General features: G+C 65.4%; 17 protein-coding genes. 15 read left to right on the plus strand and 2 right to left on the minus strand.

Going from position 1 to position 17,215, the window contains the following annotated elements; genetic code table 11:
* Position 1: 1 nt before the first annotated feature.
* The 9 genes from AC1DHX_RS11395 (at position 2) to AC1DHX_RS11435 (ending at position 8,023) form a co-directional block, all read left to right on the plus strand.
* Complete coding sequence (locus tag AC1DHX_RS11395) at positions 2 to 373, plus strand: nuclear transport factor 2 family protein (RefSeq protein ID WP_476849724.1); 372 nt, start codon at positions 2 to 4, stop codon at positions 371 to 373.
* A 30-nt stretch (positions 374 to 403) separates the two neighbouring features.
* Positions 404 to 1,180 (plus strand): TIM barrel protein, encoded by a 777-nt coding sequence (locus AC1DHX_RS11400; RefSeq protein WP_476900046.1) that lies wholly within the window; start codon positions 404 to 406, stop codon positions 1,178 to 1,180.
* The gene (locus AC1DHX_RS11405; RefSeq protein ID WP_476859984.1) at positions 1,174 to 2,736 is read left to right on the plus strand and encodes a GMC oxidoreductase; all 1,563 of its coding nucleotides are present in this window, start codon (positions 1,174 to 1,176) and stop codon (positions 2,734 to 2,736) included. Before AC1DHX_RS11400 ends, AC1DHX_RS11405 begins: the two co-directional genes overlap by 7 nt.
* 73 nt (positions 2,737 to 2,809) lie before the next feature.
* Complete coding sequence (locus AC1DHX_RS11410; RefSeq protein WP_476859983.1) at positions 2,810 to 3,205, plus strand: C-glycoside deglycosidase beta subunit domain-containing protein; 396 nt, start codon at positions 2,810 to 2,812, stop codon at positions 3,203 to 3,205.
* On the plus strand, positions 3,202 to 4,305 hold the full coding sequence (locus tag AC1DHX_RS11415; protein WP_476859982.1) for a sugar phosphate isomerase/epimerase family protein: 1,104 nt from the start codon (positions 3,202 to 3,204) through the stop codon (positions 4,303 to 4,305). The genes AC1DHX_RS11410 and AC1DHX_RS11415 overlap by 4 nt, the downstream gene beginning before the upstream one ends.
* Positions 4,306 to 4,325: 20 nt before the next feature.
* Entirely contained in the window at positions 4,326 to 5,390 is a 1,065-nt protein-coding gene (locus tag AC1DHX_RS11420; RefSeq protein ID WP_476849720.1) for a sugar phosphate isomerase/epimerase family protein, read from the plus strand.
* Between the two features lie 8 nt (positions 5,391 to 5,398).
* Complete coding sequence (locus AC1DHX_RS11425) at positions 5,399 to 5,797, plus strand: C-glycoside deglycosidase beta subunit domain-containing protein (protein WP_476859981.1); 399 nt, start codon at positions 5,399 to 5,401, stop codon at positions 5,795 to 5,797.
* Entirely contained in the window at positions 5,794 to 7,005 is a 1,212-nt protein-coding gene (locus tag AC1DHX_RS11430) for a Gfo/Idh/MocA family protein (RefSeq protein WP_476859980.1), read from the plus strand. The genes AC1DHX_RS11425 and AC1DHX_RS11430 overlap by 4 nt, the downstream gene beginning before the upstream one ends.
* Before the next feature lie 13 nt (positions 7,006 to 7,018).
* Positions 7,019 to 8,023 carry a sugar phosphate isomerase/epimerase family protein gene (locus AC1DHX_RS11435; protein WP_476859979.1) on the plus strand — a complete coding sequence of 335 codons (1,005 nt, stop codon included), beginning with the start codon at positions 7,019 to 7,021 and terminating at the stop codon, positions 8,021 to 8,023.
* A gap of 84 nt (positions 8,024 to 8,107) precedes the next feature.
* On the opposite strand, the gene AC1DHX_RS11440 is transcribed toward AC1DHX_RS11435, so the two are convergent.
* Positions 8,108 to 9,136, minus strand: coding sequence for an apurinic/apyrimidinic endonuclease family protein (locus AC1DHX_RS11440; protein WP_476859978.1), 1,029 nt, complete (start codon positions 9,134 to 9,136; stop codon positions 8,108 to 8,110).
* Positions 9,137 to 9,204: 68 nt separating this feature from the next.
* On the opposite strand from AC1DHX_RS11440, the gene AC1DHX_RS11445 reads away from it, so the two are divergent.
* Complete coding sequence (locus tag AC1DHX_RS11445; RefSeq protein ID WP_476859977.1) at positions 9,205 to 9,621, plus strand: C-glycoside deglycosidase beta subunit domain-containing protein; 417 nt, start codon at positions 9,205 to 9,207, stop codon at positions 9,619 to 9,621.
* Between the two features lie 29 nt (positions 9,622 to 9,650).
* Here AC1DHX_RS11445 and AC1DHX_RS11450 read toward each other — a convergent pair whose 3' ends face one another.
* Entirely contained in the window at positions 9,651 to 10,913 is a 1,263-nt protein-coding gene (locus tag AC1DHX_RS11450) for an ROK family protein (protein ID WP_476900047.1), read from the minus strand.
* Positions 10,914 to 11,018: 105 nt separating this feature from the next.
* Between AC1DHX_RS11450 and AC1DHX_RS11455 the strand changes: the two genes are divergently transcribed.
* The 5 genes from AC1DHX_RS11455 to AC1DHX_RS11475 all read left to right on the plus strand — a co-directional run bounded on the left by AC1DHX_RS11455 (position 11,019) and on the right by AC1DHX_RS11475 (position 17,153).
* Positions 11,019 to 12,059 (plus strand): Gfo/Idh/MocA family protein, encoded by a 1,041-nt coding sequence (locus AC1DHX_RS11455; protein ID WP_476859976.1) that lies wholly within the window; start codon positions 11,019 to 11,021, stop codon positions 12,057 to 12,059.
* Entirely contained in the window at positions 12,056 to 12,853 is a 798-nt protein-coding gene (locus tag AC1DHX_RS11460; protein WP_476859975.1) for a hypothetical protein, read from the plus strand. The genes AC1DHX_RS11455 and AC1DHX_RS11460 overlap by 4 nt, the downstream gene beginning before the upstream one ends.
* 186 nt (positions 12,854 to 13,039) lie before the next feature.
* A complete protein-coding gene (locus AC1DHX_RS11465; protein ID WP_476857617.1) occupies positions 13,040 to 14,521 on the plus strand; it encodes an MFS transporter in 1,482 nt (493 codons plus the stop codon).
* 16 nt (positions 14,522 to 14,537) lie between these two features.
* Positions 14,538 to 16,115, plus strand: a complete 1,578-nt coding sequence (locus AC1DHX_RS11470; RefSeq protein WP_476859974.1) for a GMC oxidoreductase — start codon at positions 14,538 to 14,540, stop codon at positions 16,113 to 16,115.
* Between the two features lie 75 nt (positions 16,116 to 16,190).
* Positions 16,191 to 17,153 (plus strand): LysR family transcriptional regulator, encoded by a 963-nt coding sequence (locus AC1DHX_RS11475; RefSeq protein WP_476849710.1) that lies wholly within the window; start codon positions 16,191 to 16,193, stop codon positions 17,151 to 17,153.
* Positions 17,154 to 17,215: the final 62 nt, after the last annotated feature.

Raw genomic sequence — 17,215 nt, forward strand, 5'->3', positions numbered from 1 at the left:
GATGGTTGACAACCGCGCAGCGTTCGAGCGCTTCGTGGAGATCTTCTACACCCAAAAACGGGTGCGTGAAGCCTTCGACTTCCTTGTGGCCGACGACTACCGGCAGCACAACCCGACCATTCCTGACGGGCCTGAGGCGGCAGTAAGAATGCTGACGCCGAAGTTCGACGGATCGCCAGACTCCCGGTTCGAGGTTCAGCGCATCCTGGTGGACGGTGACCTGGCGTTGGTGCATGTGCGCGCTTCAGGTCCCGGGCGTCCCGACGCCGCCGTCGCAGACATTTACCGCTTCGAAAACGGGCGGATTGTTGAGCACTGGGACGTGCTTCAGCCGGTTCCCGAGCACCCGGTCCACGACCACCCCATGTTTTAGACCACCATCTTAATTCCCTAGGAGACATCCATGTTTCAACTTTCGCCCAATATCGACCTTTTGTTCGCCGAAGCAGGCGAAAGTGCTGCCGACCGGGTTCGCGCGGCGGCAGCAGCCGGCTTCGACGCCGTCGAAATGTGGGGCCCAACGGGCAAAGACATTCCTGCCCTGAAGCACGCACTCGAGGAAACCGGAGTCCAGCTCACCTCCCAACTGGCGGAACCGCGTATGCAGTTCATGATCCCGCCCCGCAACCACGATGCTTTCTACACCGGGCTGGACGCCGGCGTCGAAGTGGCACAGCAGCTCGGCTGCCCCCGGATGGTAGTGGGCAGCGGTACCGGATTCGGCGGCCGCAAGCGGCAGGACCAGCTGGACGAACTGATCGAGATCTTCACCCGAGGCGTCGCGCACATCGAGGGTTCCGGCATCACCCTGGTCCTCGAACCGGTCAACGTCAGGGTTGACCACCCGGGAGCCCTCCTGGACCGGACCTCGGAAGCCGTCTATGTCGCCAAGGGCGTCAACTCGCCCAACTTCGGCGTTCTCTACGACCTCTACCACTCCACGGTCGAGGGCGAGGACGTGGCCGCCGAGCTCGCCAACGCCGGCGGCCTCATCAAGTATGTTCAGATCGCCGATGCGCCGGGGCGCGGCGAACCCGGCTCGGGATCCATCGACTGGCACGCCCGGCTCAYGGACCTGGGGAACAGCGGGTATGCCGGCCCCATCGGGCTCGAGTACTATCCGACGATCGACTCGGCGAAGTCCGTCCGGCGCATCCAGGAACTGGTGGCGGGATGGTGAGCGGTAACCGGTATCCCGTTGCGGTCGACGTCGCCATCGTCGGCAGCGGCCCCACGGCATCGGCATACGCGCGGATCCTCAGCGAGGAAGCTCCTGGTGCCACCATCGCCATGTTCGAGGTGGGCCCCACGGTCAGCAATCCACCCGGGGCGCACGTCAAGAACATTGAGGATCCTGAACGCCGCAGCCTCGCGCAGCGGGCATCGGAAGGCCCCGGTGCAGGTGCCGAAACGGTGAACTCACCCGGCGCGGTCAAAAGCGGGGAGCGAAGGGCCAGGCCCGGCACCTACCTGCTCCAGGATGGCTACGTCTTCCCCGGCGAGGACGGGATGCCCGTTGCCGCCATGTCCAGCAACGTGGGCGGCATGGCCGCTCACTGGACCGCTGCCTGCCCCCGCCCGGGCGGCAAAGAGCGCATTCCGTTCCTGCCGGACCTTGAAGAGCTTCTTGAGGACGCCGACCGGCTGCTGGGGGTGACCACCCGCGCCTTTGACGGGGCTCCGTTCTCTGACCTCGTCCGGGAACGACTCGCCGCCGCCGTGGACGCGGGCCGTGGCACCGCCTACCGCGTCCAGCCCATGCCTCTTGCTGTACACCGGCGGGAGGACGGCGGCCTGGTCTGGTCAGGTTCCGACGTCGTGATGGGGGATGTGACCCGCGAAAATCCGCAGTTTGAACTCTTTGATGAGTCGCTGGTAACGCGTGTGCTCCTGGAGGATGGCGCTGCTGCCGGCATCGAAGTCCAGGACCGCCGCAGCGGCGAAACCCATCAGGTGACCGCCCGCTACGTTGTGGTGGGTGCGGATGCCCTGCGCACGCCGCAGCTGCTGTGGGCTTCCGGGATCCGGCCCGACGCCCTGGGCCGCTACCTCAACGACCAGGCGCAGGTAGTGTTCGCGAGCAGGCTGCGCGATGTCACGGCTCCGCAGGGCCGGGCAGCCGCCAACGGCGCGCTCAGTGAGCAGAGCGGAGTTGCCTGGGTTCCCTACACGGACGGGGCACCCTTCCACGGCCAGATCATGCAACTGGATGCCTCACCGGTTCCCTTGGCCGACGATGACCCCGTTGTCCCGGGCTCTATCGTGGGGCTTGGCCTGTTCTGCGCCAAGGATCTGCAGCGCGAGGACCGGGTGGCGTTCGACGACGGTGTCCGCGACTCGTACGGGATGCCCGCCATGCGCATCCACTACCGCCTCACAGGGCGGGATCACGAGGTACTGGACCGCGCCAAGCAGGAAATTGTCCGCCTGGGCAAGGCGGTGGGTGAACCGCTCGACGAGCGTCCGTTCGTCATGCCGCCCGGCGCYTCGCTTCACTATCAGGGCACAACCAGGATGGGTGCAAGGGACGACGGCGAGAGCGTGTGTTCGCCCGACAGCCAGGTGTGGCAGGTCCCCGGCCTCTTCGTGGCCGGCAACGGCGTCATTCCCACCGCCACGGCCTGCAATCCCACGCTGACCGCTGTGGCGCTCGCAGTGCGCGGCGCCCGGAAACTCAGAGAAGAACTCAACAGCTCTTTACTTATGTCTGAATCAGACAATAGACTGACTAAATAATGAATAAGTGGTGCGATGCCGCTGCTATTTCGTTCAACCACAGGCAAGGCATGCCGCAGACAAGGAGGTCTCGATGATCGCCGACCGCATAATCGAGCAGGGAACACTGATCACCCAGGACGGCCGTACCGCCGTCGAAGTCCGCATCCCCTGGTACCGGGCCCTGCCGGGTTCCTGCATCGCTGGAGCTGCATTGACAGTGGACGGCGTCGCCGCCCCCGAGGGCTCACTGCGCTGGACCATGAACAACCGCACTTTCAGCTTCGAGGAACTCGTGGACGAGACCGGCGAATGGTGGTTCCCGCTGGACTCGGCAGTCCTTTCGGGCGACCTTCCCGTCCCGGACAGCCGGACCGAGCACGAGGTCAGGGTGGACCTGAAGCTCTACATCCCCTACATCATCACCGACCACGGCGTGCTGCACATCGAAGAGCACGACACCAAGACCATGAAGGTGGGACAGCGATGACCAGCCTCGGCACGCCGATCCAGGGCGTCACCCTTTACAGCTTCACCCGGGCCTTCCACGCCCGGCAGTACGACCTCGATGGCCTGATCCGCAAAGTAGCGGCCGAAGGCTTCGGCCCAGGGCTCGAAGTCATCGGATTCTCCAGCCTGCGCGGCTTCCCGGACCGGATCGATGACAACTTCGTGGGCCAGTTCCGCGATCTTGTTGAGGAAGTGGACCTGGTCCCCACCTCGCTCGCAGTCAACGTTGACACCGGTATCCGCCGCGACCGGCTGATGAACCATGACGAGCTTGTCGAATACATGCGCAAGCAGATCGAAGTAGCCGCCAGGCTCGGCTTCCCGATCGCCCGGGTGCAGATCTCCCTGACTCCGGACGCCATGGAAAGCCTGCTGCCCGTGGCCGAGAAGTACGGCGTCACCCTGGCCCTCGAAGTCCACGCGGACCAGCACGGCGCCCACGAGCGTGTCCTGGCCCTTCGCGACCGCTACGAGAAACTCAATTCCCCCTTGCTCGGCTTCACCGCCGACTGGGGTGCCACCGTTACCGGCTTTGCGCCCTCCCTGCTGGAGGCCTACCGCCGCCGTGGTGCTTCGGAGGAACTTCTCGGACAGGTGGTTGACCTGTGGAATGGTTTCTACGTCGACGGACCGCCAAACACGCAAAAGGTTCACGGTGAACGCTTCGGTGCCTTCATCGGCCTGGCCGCCCGGAACGGCCGGCCCGACCTTGGCATTGACTTCGCCATCAACGGAACAGGGCTTTTCGGTCCTGCCCCGCTGGACACCTGGCTGGAGATCATGCCTTGGGTCCGCCACGTGCACGGCAAGTTCTTCGGCATCGACGAGACCGGCGAAGAGCCCTCGGTGCCGGTTCGGAGCCTTGTCCGGCAACTGGTTGAGCACGGCTACTCCGGCGCAATCTCCAGCGAATACGAAGGCTGGCACTGGAACAACTGGCAGGACCCGTTCGACATTATCCGCGGCGAGCAGGCAGTCCAGCGCTCAGCGGCCGCCAACGCCGGTTCGGCCATGATCACCGACCCTTCAGAAGCCCGCCGCATCCTCAATAGCCATCTCGCCCAGCCCGTCCGCGGCTGACAACGAAGGAACCAGAAATTATGTCAGAAGGCATCGCAGGCTCGGGCATCGAGCTTGGCATTACCCTCTATTCGCTCACCTCCGAGTTCGCCGCCGGGCTCTACACCCCTGAGACGCTGATCAAAGCTGTTGCAGATGAAGGCCTCGGCCCGGGGGTTGAGTTCAACATCGCCCAGATGCTGCGCACCTACCCGGACGTCGACGACGACTTCGTCCGCCTGTGGCGCGACAGCATGGACCGCTACGGCCTGACCCCCAGCGCAGTGGGCACCAACCTGGACATGGGCCGCCGCAAGGACCGGGACATGACACCCGATGAGGAGTACGACTTCTTCGCCGCGCAGCTGCACACGGCCAACAAGCTTGGTTTCCACCGCGTGGTGATCCGCTCCGCGGGCAAGGAATTGCTCCGCCGGCTGCTTCCCCTGGCCGAGAAATACGACCAGAAGCTCGGCTACGAAATTCACGCGCCGCAGGGGCCGAACGATCCCAAGATCCTGCAGATCCGCGAGATGTACGAGGAACTGGGAAGCGACCGGCTCGGTTTCACCGCAGACTTCAGCTCGACGATGCACAGCCTTTCCCCGACCCTCTTCCGCACGTTGACGCAAATGGGGCTGCCCGAGGAGCACTTTGCCGTCATGCAGGACATCTGGCGCAAGCCGTTGCCGATGCAGGAACGCAACCAGGAGTTCGAGGACTACCTGAACGCCAACAACTTCGACCCCGCGCGCCTTGGTCCTTTCACCCGGCTGGCGTTCAACATGCACGGACTGGTTCCGCCGGAGGAATGGCTGGATATCATGCCGCAGATCTTCCATGTCCACGCGAAGTTCTACGACATCGACGAACACGGCAATGAACCCGCGATGGACATTCCCCGCATTGTGCGCCAGTTCGTCAAGGGCGGCTACCAGGGCTACCTGTCCAGCGAGTGGGAGGGCCACGCGTTCGCCGACCTGGGCGAATCCGATCCGATCGACCTCGTCAAGAAGCAGCACACGCTGATGCGGCATGCCATCGAAGAAGCCGCTGATCCAAATGCATCCGACTCCCACGCGACCCTGGTCGAGACTGTTAAGTAAGGAAAGCCATGGCAACTCACAATTCCCTGTTCCAGGACACCGACGTCCGCAGGCACCCCGAGGGGATTGCCGTATCGGTGCAGCTGCCCTGGTACCGCAGCCTCTGGCTGTCCGCCGTTGACGACGTCGTTGCAACGGTCAATGGCGTGGAGATTCCCAAGGAGTCCCTCCGCTTCGAATTGCAGGACAAGTCCTACTCCATAGCTGAACTCCCGGAGCAATGGGAAACCCTGTGGTTCGTCGCAGACAAGCCCGACGTGATCATCCGGCTGGACCGCGTCCCCGACGCCGGCGAGGAGATCGACGTCGAGGTCATCCTCACCCTGCGCCTGCTGTATATGCAGATCGCGCCGATGCGTTACGTGGGCAACCGCGTCGCGGTTGAACGGACAGTGGTGCTCGCATGAAAACCCTGCGCGTGGCCATGATCGGTTATGGCTTCATGGGTGCTGCCCACTCCCAAGGCTGGCGGACGGCGCCGCGGGTATTCGGCCTGCCTGCCGAGCCGGAAATGGCGGTTATCGTCGGCCGTAACGCTGAAGCGGTCGCCGCCGCTGCCAGCAAGTGGGGCTGGGCCGAGTCAGCAACAGACTGGCGGGACGTGATCGCCCGTGACGATATCGACGTCGTCGATATCGTCACCCCCGGCGACTCCCACGCCGAAATCGCGATCGCCGCGCTGGAGGCCGGGAAGCACGTTTTGTGCGAAAAACCACTCGCCAACACCGTGGCGGAAGCCGAAGCGATGGCCGAAGCTGCCGAACGGGCGGCTGCCCGGGGCATCCAGGCAATGGTCGGGTTCACCTACCGCCGCGTTCCGGCCGTCACCTTCCTCCGCAACCTCATCGCCGAAGGCGCCGTGGGCACGATCAACCAGGTGCGTGCCTCCTACCGGCAGGACTGGCTGGTGGACCCGGAGATGCCGCTGGCGTGGCGCCTGCAGAAGGAACACGCCGGCTCGGGGGCCCTGGGGGACATCGGCGCCCACGCCATCGACCTGGCCCAGTTCGTCACCGGCCTGAACCTGGAGAAGGTATCCGGAGTAATCGACACCATCGTGAAGGAGCGGCCTCTTTTGAAAAGCTCCACTTCAGGCTCCGGACCTTCCGATACCGGGCTTTCCGGCGCTGCCGGCGTCGGCTCCGGCCAGGTGACGGTGGACGATATCGCCATCTTCACGGGCCGCTTCGAATCCGGCGCGCTGGCGTCGTTCGAGGCCACCCGGTTTGCCACCGGCCGGAAGAACGCGCTGCAGATTGAGGTTTCCGGGGACAAGGGCGCCCTGGCCTTCGACCTGGAGGACCTCAACAGCGTCCAGTTCTACGACCGCACGGCCCCTGCGGACCGCCAGGGCTTCCGGAAGATCCTGGTCACGGAAGCGGAGCATCCCTACGTTTCGGCGTGGTGGCCGGCAGGGCACATGCTCGGTTACGAGCACGGGTTCTCCCACCAGGTCAAGGAGTTCGTGGAAGGCATCGTGGGCGGCTCCGCCCCGCATTCGTCGTTCGCCGACGGGCTGAGGGTGCAGCGGGTGCTCGACGCTGTCGAGCGCAGTTCCGAAAATGATTCCGCCTGGACACGGGTCGCTGCCGGCGTTCCCGTGCCGGCCAGTTGAGGAGGGGAAGTACGTGGCACGACCAATTACCTTGTTCACCGGCCAGTGGGCCGACCTGCCGTTCGAGGAGGTGGCCCGGCTCGCCGGCGAGTGGGGCTACGACGGGCTGGAGATCGCCTGCTGGGGTGACCACCTGGATCCCTGGCGCTGGGACGACGACGCCTATGTGCAGGGCAAGCTGGACATTCTTGAACGCCACGGCCTCAAAGTGTGGACCATCTCCAACCACCTCAAGGGCCAGGCCGTCTGCGACGACCCGATCGACGAACGGCACCGCGGCATCCTGCCGGACGTCGTATGGGGCGACGGCGATCCTGAAGGGGTCCGCCGTCGTGCCGCCGAGGAACTGAAGAACACTGCACGGCTCGCCGCAAAGCTGGGCGTGAAAACGGTGACCGGCTTTACGGGATCGTCCATCTGGAAGTACGTGGCGATGTTCCCGCCCGCCTCCGAAAAGATGGTCGACGCCGGCTACCAGGATTTTGCCGACCGGTGGAACCCCATCCTCGATGTCTTTGACGAGGTGGGCGTCCGGTTCGCCCATGAGGTGCACCCGTCAGAGATCGCTTACGACTACTGGACAACGCAGTGCGCCCTCGAGGCGATCGGGCACCGCGAGGCCTTTGGCCTGAACTGGGACCCGAGCCACATGGTGTGGCAGGACATCGACCCTGTGGGGTTCCTGTGGGACTTCAAGGACCGGATCTACCATGTGCACTGCAAGGACACGAAGAAACGCCTGTCCAACGGGCGCAACGGCCGGCTCTCCTCCCATTTGCCCTGGGCTGATCCGCGCCGCGGCTGGGACTTCATCTCCACCGGCCACGGCGACGTGCCGTGGGAGGATGCGTTCCGGATGCTGAACGCCATCGACTACCGCGGGCCGCTGTCCGTGGAGTGGGAGGACGCCGGAATGGACCGGCTGAAGGGCGCCCCCGAGGCTCTGGCTTTCGTGCGCCGGCTCTCCGGCTATGAACCCTCCGCCGCAGCTTTCGACGCCGCATTCAGCACGAAATAATTCGCAGACAAGTGAGGCCGGCCCCGCGGGGCCGGCCTCACTTGTGCCATGAGCTTCTTGTATCCGGTCAGCGTTTTATATCGGTCAGAGGGCAGCCCGGGCCGCTGGTGCCGGCTCCACTGCTGCTGGCTCTGCGAGGGCTGCCCCCGCCAGGGCCAGGTGACTCCGCGTCATCTCCGTTGGGTCGTCCTGGAGCCACTCGTGGCCGCCCCATTCGCTGGTCAGCGTGCCCGTGAAGCCGGTCCCGCGCAGCAGGCTGCCGAGGTCATGCAGCGGCTGGGAAACCCGGCCGCCGTCGTCGTCCAGATCCCAGAACTTCAGATGGAAGGCGCCCACCAGGGGGAGGATGCCCTGCAGGTCTGCGGCGTCACTGCGGCCGAAGCGGATGAGCAGGTTCATGAAGAGCGTGTGGATGCGCGGCGGAACCTTCCCTGCGCGGAGCAGGGCGGTAACGGCATCGAGGGTGGCGGGATCGCGCCAGTCATTCTCCAGGCGCGCCAGAAGATCGGAAGGAACGCCGCCCTGCCGCAACTCATGAAGGTACGTGACGGGAAGGGCCGGCATGAGCATGCTGATGTCAACGAGTACCCGAACGCGCTCATCTGCCAGCCCGGCTATCGCATCCAGGGCTGGTGCCACCGAAGGGTTGTTTGGAGTCTGCTGCCCTTGGATTTCTTCGTACAGCACCAGATCGAGTTCATGCAGCAGCGGCTGCAGCATCGTGAGCAGTTCCGTGCCCGCCTGTCCGATCGGTAACCGGATCCCGCGGGCACCCACTCGGCTGGCGGCGCTGAGCTGGGGGACCAGGAAGTCCAGGCGCTCCTGCAACGAGCGGCGGTCGGTTGGGGACGTGAAGTCGTCGAGGCTGGCGCCAACGATGCTGACGCGTCCCCCTCTTGCGGCCAGCGAATCCCGCAGTTCGTCCACCTCGGCGTCCTGCGGAGCGGGGAAGGACCGCCACAGCAGCCCAGGTTCGAGCTCTATTGTCTTCGTCACGGAATCCGCGATGCCAATCACAACGTCCGAGGCTGTCCGGCGGGCTGCCGTGATCTCCGGAGTCCAGTTGAACGAGCTGGCGCAGAGGGTCCAGTTCTCAGGAAGTGCGGGGGCCATGTGATGCCTTCCCATTTATGCTTGTTAATGACAAACTTATGTCACTTTTAGGATAAAGGACGGAAGCCATGTTGCAAACCGCTTTGCGCGAAGATGCGCTGACGGCCACGCCGGAAGGCTTTGAACTCCGGCTCGGCCTGTCATGGATCCGCTCAATGCCCCTTTCCGGCGTGGCTGAGCTCGCAGTTGAGCTCGACGGCATCCCGGTGGCACCAGGGGAGTTGGCGGTGGTAATGGGGGCCCGGCGCGTGCGTGCGGACGCATTGCAGGCGGAGTCCGGGTGGTGGTTCGTGCAGGACAGGCTGGTCCTGGCCGGCAGGCGCGAGCTTTCCCGCGGGGTGCACGCCATCGCCGTCGACTTCCAGCTGCTGGTGCCCTACCTTCAGGCGCGTCCCGGTTCGCCGCTGGTCCTGCCGTTCCATCTGGAGGCCCAGCTGGAGCTTGACCGGGCGCCGGTACCCAGCGTCTCCCGCGACGTGGCCTGAGCGGCTATGCCCAGGCCACGCAGTGGACCCTAGGCGGGAACGGCGTGCCGTTCCGGTGAGGGCCTGCCGTCAGCAAACCAGCGCGGGAAGGTGACATCAAACAGCTGCTCGCGCGCCAGCTCGGCTCCTCCGCGCAGGGGTTCGCGCTCATCGTTGACGGACAAAGTGATGGTGAGGTCGCGGGTGGCGAGCGGCAGGGACAGTTCGTAGACCCGCTGGCGCACTTCGGCCAGGAACACTTCGCCAGCCGATCCCATGGCCCCGCCGATGACGATGATTCCGGGGTTGAACATGTTCACCAGGGCTGCAATGGTCTCACCCGCTACCCGGGCCGACTTTTGAATCAGTGTGATGGCCAGCGGGTCCCCGGCCTGGGCCGCGAGGGTGATCTCCTCGAGGGTCAGTGTCCCCTTTTTTGCCAGCGGAGCCAGGGAGCTGTGGGTGCCTTCCCTGACAGCCTCTTCCGCGTCCCTGACCAGGGCCCAGCCGCTGGCCACCGCTTCGAGACAGCCGATCTTGCCGCAGCGGCATTGGGCATGGGAGTCGGAAACCCGGACATGGCCGATGTCGCCGGCCGCGCCGTTGGCGCCGCGGTGGATCCTGCCCTGGGACAGCAGGCCGGCACCGATGCCCGAACCGATCTTGCAATAGATGAGGTTCGCGAGGGATTCGCGACGCCGGGCGCGCTCACCAAGGGCAAGCAGGTTGACGTCGTTATCCACCCACACCGGTGCGTTAAAGCGGTCCTCGAAGGGTGTGCGGACATCGAATCCATTCCACCCGGGCATGATCGGAGGTGCCACCGGTTGTCCCGTGGCGAAGTCAACCGGGCCGGGGAGGCCCACCACCACACCCCAGACGGGCACTTGGTGATCCYTTTTCAGCACGTCGTCAACGAGCGCCATCACGGCGTCAATGGTCTTCTCGGGGCCCTGGGCGATATCCCAGGTGCGGTGCGTGTGTGCCAGGATGTCGCCGTCCAGGGCAGTGACGCCAACCCTTATATGAGCGGCTCCGAGGGCACATATGACGATCCGGCCCTGCTCCGCGCGGAAGCGAAGGGTCCGGGGTGCGCGGCCACCGGAGGAGGCGCCGAATTCTCCATCCCCGAGAAAGCCGATCTCAATGGCCTGGTCCACACGCTGGCTGACAACGCCCCTGCCCAGCCCGGTGACCTTGCCGATTTCCGGGCGCGTTGTCGCCTCGCCCGTTCGCACCAGGTTGACGATCCTCAGCAGGCTCGTCACTTCATCCGTTTGTGCTCCAAAGCGGAGTGTGGACTCTGTCGTCATGATCACAATTCTCACACATAAGAGGGGACTAAGGTGGGGTTGAACGCGACTATAGCCGGATATTTCCGCACTTATGAATAATAAGGACAAAAGGGGAGGGCGACGATGCCTTGGAATATAGGAGTTCTTGGGGCCGGGCCGGGCGTCGCGGCCCTGCATCTGCCGGTGCTGGGGCGCCTGGCGGAGCTGTTCAAGGTGGTGCACATTGCCGATGCGGGAAGTGGGCGCGCCCAGGGCCTGGCCGAAAGGCTTGGTGCCCGGTGGTCAGTGGGGGAGGCGGACCTGCTTGCGGACCCGGCTGTCCACCTGGTGGCCATCTGCAGCCCGCCCGCTGAACATGCCCGCCAAATCCTGGCGGCTGTAGCCGCGGGGAAGCCTGCAATCTTTTGCGAGAAGCCGTTGGCCACCAGCAGGGAAGAAGCCGACGAAGTCATCTCTGCCTGCCGGCTCGCGGGAACGGTCCTTCTGGTGGGGACGAACCACCTGTTTGACGCCGCGTGGGGGCGGGCCAGGCATCATCTTGTGGCCCTCGCGGGCCGGGTGCAGGCGATCTCCGTGACGCTGGCGCTCCCGCCGAATGACAGGTACCACCGGCTGGTCGCCGAGGGCGGCCCTTTCCAGGCCGCCCGGAGGGGACGCCTGGACCTCGACAGTCCTGCGGTTGCGGCCGGCGTCCTGCGGCAGCTGCTGACCGGTCTTGCGATCCATGATCTCCCGGCCGTGAGGGACATCGCGCCAGGCATCGACGAGGTCGTCTACGCCAGGGTCGCTCCGCCAGTCGGCTACCTTGTGGGGTATCGGGCCGGCGGAATCCTGGTCCAGTTGGCGCTTACCATGCTTCCGGAAGGACCGGATGCCCTCTGGAGGATGAATATCGCCACCTCCCACGACCGCATCGAGGTGAATTTCCCGCCCGCCTTTGTCCATGCCGGAAGCGCGGCCACCCGGGTGCGAAGCACGGACGGGCAGTGGACGGAGTACAGGCGGGATCCGGAAGACGGCTATGTGGCTGAGTGGCGCCTGCTTGCCTCGCTCCTTGAAGGCGGGGTCCCGGTGGAGTACGACGAGCTGCTGGCTGACTCGCACTTTGCAATCGACCTGGCCGATGCTGCCGCAGCCAAGGTTCTGGAAGGGGTGTCGCAATGAGTTCGGCAGATCCAGGGCTCGGCATCTTCACGGTGTTGCCCTCCTATGTCGCGGCTGTCGCCGAGCTTTCCGTCAGCGCTGCACTCACCGGAGACGTCAGTGGGGCGGTGGCTGTGGTGCCTGGATCCGGCGATTGGTGGCAGGGCATGCTGGACGCCCGGGCCAGGGGAGCGGCGGCCGTGGTGGTTGCGGACCCTGCTGAGCTCCCGCAGAAAGGAATCGGAGCCTACCCGTGGCCCGGTGACATCCCGGTCATCGTTGAGCGTCCCCGGCTGCGCCCGGATGTGGTTGCCGATGCCCTCCGGGCCAGACGAGGCAGGCCGGCCCGGATCGTCACCGTCGAGTGCGCTGCTCCCGCGGCAGGTCTTGAAGCGGTAATCCGCGACGGCTTGGGCTGGGCCCGGTCACTGGTCCGGGGCCCGTTGACGCTCCAGGTGTGCAGTGCCACGGCGCAAGCCAGGATTGCTCTGCTGGATTCAGGGGGATCCGCGGGCGCGGCAATACCCGTCACCCTGGGGGCGACGGCGGCAGCGGGCCTTCACGCCGACGGCCTGCTTCAGGTGCTGGGCCTCGGCGAGGTGCGAACCGAAGTCACCGTGGACCAGCAGGCCGGGCTGACGCGGCTGGAGACGTCCACGGGGGACGGGGCACTAAGGGCTCCGGAGCGCTATGAATCATCAGCCCGTCTGGCGCTGCGCCGGGCTATCGAGGCGCACTCTTCCGGTCAGCCCGGAACGGACCTGGCTGAGCTGCTCGAGGACATGTCCCTCACGCGCGCCGTGCTTGCTACATAAGGAATGCCCGCCACAGGCGTCTAATTCACGCATTCTTTTGTTGCTTTCAAACTAAAGTGCGGTAGCATGAGTAACGGCGCCGGGGTTCCTTCCGAACCCGTTCTCCGTCGTGATGGTGCGCCGGAAGCACAATACGTCGCGTCGACGGCCCGATCGTTCGGGTAGATCACTATGCCACTTTCACCTTTGAGACTCCGTCTCCTTGTTATCTCCCTGCTCACGGTTTCGTTCCTCGGGGCCCTGGACCACACCGTGGTGTCCACATCCCTGGCTACGGTTGCGGGTGAGCTGGGCGCGCTGAAGCTCATGAGCTGGGTTGTTGTGGGATACACCCTCGCGAGCACAGTGCTGCTGCCGGTGCTCGGCAAACTAGGTGATGTCCTGGGAGCCCGCCGGATCTTCCTCGGTTCGCTGGTGATGTTCCTGGCGGCCTCCCTTGCCTGCGGCTTCTCGCAGGACATGGCCTGGCTTATCGCCGCGCGCGTCCTGCAGGGGATGAGCTCCGCGGGCCTGCAGCTGATGTCGCAGACCATCATCGCCAGGGTCACCTCGCAGCGGGAACGTCCGCGCTACATGGCCATCATTGGCGCAGCTTTCCCCATCGCGGTCCTGGTTGGACCCGTTCTCGGCGGCGCCATCACCGATTACTGGGGATGGCAGTGGGTTTTCTGGATCAACATCCCGGTGGGCGCTGCAGCCCTGGCCCTTGCCCTGGTTGCCGTTCCCCACCTGGAGCCTGGCCCCATGCCCCGCCACTTCGATGTTGCCGGGGCGGCTGTATTTACCGCTGCACTGGTGGCCCTAGTCCTCGCCGCCACCTGGGCCGCAGAACGCAGCGCGGGCCCCGCCACCGCTGCCGCGCTCGCGGTCAGCATGCTGGGCTTTGTTGCCTTTTACTTTGTTGAGCGCCGCGCACCCGAACCCATCGTCCCCCTGCATTTCTTCGCCAACCGGACCATCGCGGCAGGCACCGCACTCTCGGCGATTATCGGCGTCGGCCTCTTCTCCATCACCGCCTATTTGCCCACATACGTCCAAATGGCGTACCAGACCACCGCCACCGTGTCCGGGCTCGTGCCCATCGCAACCGTGTTCGGCATGCTGACCAGCAACCTGCTGACCGGATGGCTGGCCAGCAGGACGGGGCGGTACCGGATCTTCCCCATCCTGGGAACATCGTTGGGGGCCGCCGGACTCTTTGTGATGGCGGTGCTGCCCGCCGGGCTTCCGCTGTGGGTTCCCATGATCGTCATGGCCGTTGTTGGGATGGGCACCGGCGCGTTCATGAGCCTGATCGTCACTGTGGTCCAGGGAGCTGTTCCCGCCAGCCAGACCGGCACCATCACCGCGACCATCAACCTGGTGCGGCAGGTGGGCTCAACAGTGGCGACGGCGATTATCGGCGGGGTGATCGGCTTCGGCGTGGCGGCCCTCTTGCCGGCGGGCCTGGACGCTTCCACCCTGACCCCGCAACTGGTCAAAGGGGCCGCTCCGGCAGTGCAGGCCAGCGTGGCTCAGATCTACGGCTCAGTCTTCGCCCCCATCTTTATTGCCTTGGCGGCCACGTACGCCGTGGGAATAGTCGCGGCGGTCCTGCTTCCGCACGGGCGCCTCTCCGACGAACCCGTTCCCGCCCCCCAAACAACTTCCGAATCCCTTTCGGCCTGATTTCAAAGGAGACATCATGTCCAACCCAACCATCGCCATCGTCGGCAGCGGGCCCATCGGCTCCACCTATGCGCGGGTGCTCCTCGAGCAGGTCCCRAACGCGCGGGTGGTGATGTTCGAAGCCGGACCGCAGGTGACGGAGGTTCCCGGCGAAAGCGTCCGCAACATTGCCGACCCTGGCGAAAAGGCTCGTGCGCGCGAAATGTCGCAGGGGCCGCAGGCCGGCGCTTACCGGGAGTCGCTCGGCATCCCGGCAGCCACAGTCACCGAGGGCATGTTCACCGCCCGCCAGGGCACCCACCTTCTGGACTTCGGCGGCGCGGGCTCCGCCCACGCCCCGAGTTTTCCCGCGGCGGCTGCGGCCACCAACGTGGGTGGCCAGGGTGCGCACTGGACCTGCGCGACGCCGTCGCCCGCCTTCAGTGAAAAAGTCCCCTTCATAGCTGACGACGAATGGGACGGTCTGATTGAGGACGCGAAGCAGCTGCTGCACGTCCACAGCGCAGCGTTTGCCGACTCCGCCGTTGGTGAGGCCATTCGGACCCTCCTCGATGAAGAGTTCGGCGCGGAGCTGCCGGATGGGTATGGCGTGGGCACCCTTCCGGTTGCCGGGGACCCGCAGCCCGACGGCTCCGTGCGCTGGGCGGGGGCCGACGTCGTCCTCGGCCCGCTGATCGACAAGGACAGCCCGCTCTCGAAGCAGTTCGAACTCCGTGACCTCACCCTGGTCCGCCGCGTGGAACTGGACGGACACCGGGTCACCGGTGTCACCGTCGAGGACCTCCGCACCGGGGAGAAGTCATTCGTGGCAGCAGACATCGTGGTGGTGGCCGCCGATGCCTTCCGCTCCCCGCAGCTCCTCTGGGCATCCGGTGTGCGGCCGCAGGCCCTCGGCCACTACCTGACCGAGCATCCCGTGGTCATCTCCACGGTGGCGCTGGACGCCGAAAGGATGGGGCGGTACGCCACCGAAGAGGACCTTAAGGCCGAGCTGGCCCGGCGCGCACTGAACCCGGCAGACCCCGTCGCGGCGGTCAACCGCATCCCGTTCTCAGAGCCGGAACACCCCTTCTCCGTCCAGGTGATGTACACCGAGACCACGCCGTTCCCAATGGAGCCGGGAACCCCGTACTCCGAGAACCGCTGGGGCTACGTCAACATGGGCTACGGCATGCGCAAGCACCCGCGCTACGAGGATGCCGTCACGTTCGACGACAATGAGCCGGACTACCGGGGATTTCCCAACATGAGAATCGAGTATGCGCTCACAGAACGGGAAAACGCGGAAATCGCCGAGGCAACCGAGCGGCTGCGGCGTGCCGGCAAGGCCCTGGGCGCCTTCGTGGCCGAGCCCAGGCTCATGCCGAACGGCTCGAGCCTGCACTACCAGGGCACCATGCGCATGGGTGAAACCGACGACGGCACCTCGGTGGCGGATCCCTGGTCACGCGTGTGGGGCTACAACAACCTGGTGGTGGGCGGAAATGCGCTCATTCCGACGGCCACGGCCATGAATCCCACGCTGATGAGCGTGGCCGTCGCCGTCCGCGGTGCCCGGAAGGTTGCTGAGGAGCTTGGTTCGCAGAGTGCCTAGGTCAGCTGCTCGTTGGGGCTCAGACGCCCGCCAGCTGTGGCCGGGCTGACGTCGAGGCACGGATAACCTGTGGGTATGAAGAACCTGGACCTCAACCTGCTGCCCCAGCTGCAGGTCCTGCTGGAACTGCGGAATATCTCCCGGGCAGCCGAGAGGCTCCAGCTCAGCCAGCCGGCCACCAGCGCCGCAATGGCCAGGCTCCGGCGCCATTTCGACGACGAACTCCTGGTGCGGAACGGCCGCGCCTATGACCTCACGCCCTTCGCACAGTCCCTGGTCCCGCTGGTTGATGAAGCCATGCTTCACATCCAGCGGGCCACGCGGGTGCGGTCCGGCTTCGACGCCGGCACGAGCGAGCGGGAGTTCATTATCGCCGCCTCGGATTACGCGGCGGCCCTGATCGTGGGGCCGCTGCGGGGGATACTGCGCGAGGAGGCCCCCGGAGTGTCGGTGGATTTCGTTCCCACAGCCAAGTCCGGGATCCAGGGCCAGATGGCCGACTACTCAAAAATCGACCTGCTCGTCGGGCCCACGGGATACCAGATGCAGGGAGCCAGCAAGCAGCTGTTCCGGGACAGCTTTGTTGCTGTGGCTGACACCGGAAATCCCCTGCTCCAGCGGCCCCGGCTCACCGTGGAGGACCTGGCCACCGTTCCCCACGCCGTCGGCTATTTCGGTGAGGGAATCAGCACCCCGGCGGACAAGCTGTTCGAATCGCGAGGTATTCAGCGCCGCGTGGCGGCTGTGGTGGCCGGGTTCCTGTCCCTGCCACTCCTGGTGGAAGGGACAGACCTCGTGGCGCTCGTCCCCGGGATGCTGGCAGCACGGGCCCAGCGCGGCGCGGATATCGTTGTGCTGGGGTTCTCCGAAGGCGCTGAAGCGTCCCTCGTGGAAGCGATGTACTGGCACCCGTCCCAGGCGGAGGACCCTGCCAGCGTCTGGCTGCGTTCCGTGGTCCAGCGGGCCTGTTCGCGGCTGCACGAACTCTTCCCCATCACCGCGCACCCGGTAACTATCCACGCGGCGGATACCACCTAGAACCAAAGCGCCGTTCCCCATCCGGACCATCCCTGCGAAAGTCGAAGAAACGTACTTTCGAA

Source organism: Arthrobacter sp. 05N33_2, from assembly GCF_056397425.1.

What these genes read in the sequence shown, in the direction of transcription:
- AC1DHX_RS11395 (WP_476849724.1), top strand. Translation starts at nt 2, where the DNA reads ATGGTTGACAACCGCGCAGCGTTCGAGCGCTTCGTGGAGATCTTCTAC.
- AC1DHX_RS11410 (WP_476859983.1), top strand. Translation starts at nt 2,810, where the DNA reads ATGATCGCCGACCGCATAATCGAGCAGGGAACACTGATCACCCAGGAC.
- AC1DHX_RS11415 (WP_476859982.1), top strand. Translation starts at nt 3,202, where the DNA reads ATGACCAGCCTCGGCACGCCGATCCAGGGCGTCACCCTTTACAGCTTC.
- AC1DHX_RS11420 (WP_476849720.1), top strand. Translation starts at nt 4,326, where the DNA reads ATGTCAGAAGGCATCGCAGGCTCGGGCATCGAGCTTGGCATTACCCTC.
- AC1DHX_RS11425 (WP_476859981.1), top strand. Translation starts at nt 5,399, where the DNA reads ATGGCAACTCACAATTCCCTGTTCCAGGACACCGACGTCCGCAGGCAC.
- AC1DHX_RS11430 (WP_476859980.1), top strand. Translation starts at nt 5,794, where the DNA reads ATGAAAACCCTGCGCGTGGCCATGATCGGTTATGGCTTCATGGGTGCT.
- AC1DHX_RS11440 (WP_476859978.1), bottom strand. Translation starts at nt 9,136, where the DNA reads ATGGCCCCCGCACTTCCTGAGAACTGGACCCTCTGCGCCAGCTCGTTC.
- AC1DHX_RS11445 (WP_476859977.1), top strand. Translation starts at nt 9,205, where the DNA reads ATGTTGCAAACCGCTTTGCGCGAAGATGCGCTGACGGCCACGCCGGAA.
- AC1DHX_RS11455 (WP_476859976.1), top strand. Translation starts at nt 11,019, where the DNA reads ATGCCTTGGAATATAGGAGTTCTTGGGGCCGGGCCGGGCGTCGCGGCC.
- AC1DHX_RS11460 (WP_476859975.1), top strand. Translation starts at nt 12,056, where the DNA reads ATGAGTTCGGCAGATCCAGGGCTCGGCATCTTCACGGTGTTGCCCTCC.
- AC1DHX_RS11475 (WP_476849710.1), top strand. Translation starts at nt 16,191, where the DNA reads ATGAAGAACCTGGACCTCAACCTGCTGCCCCAGCTGCAGGTCCTGCTG.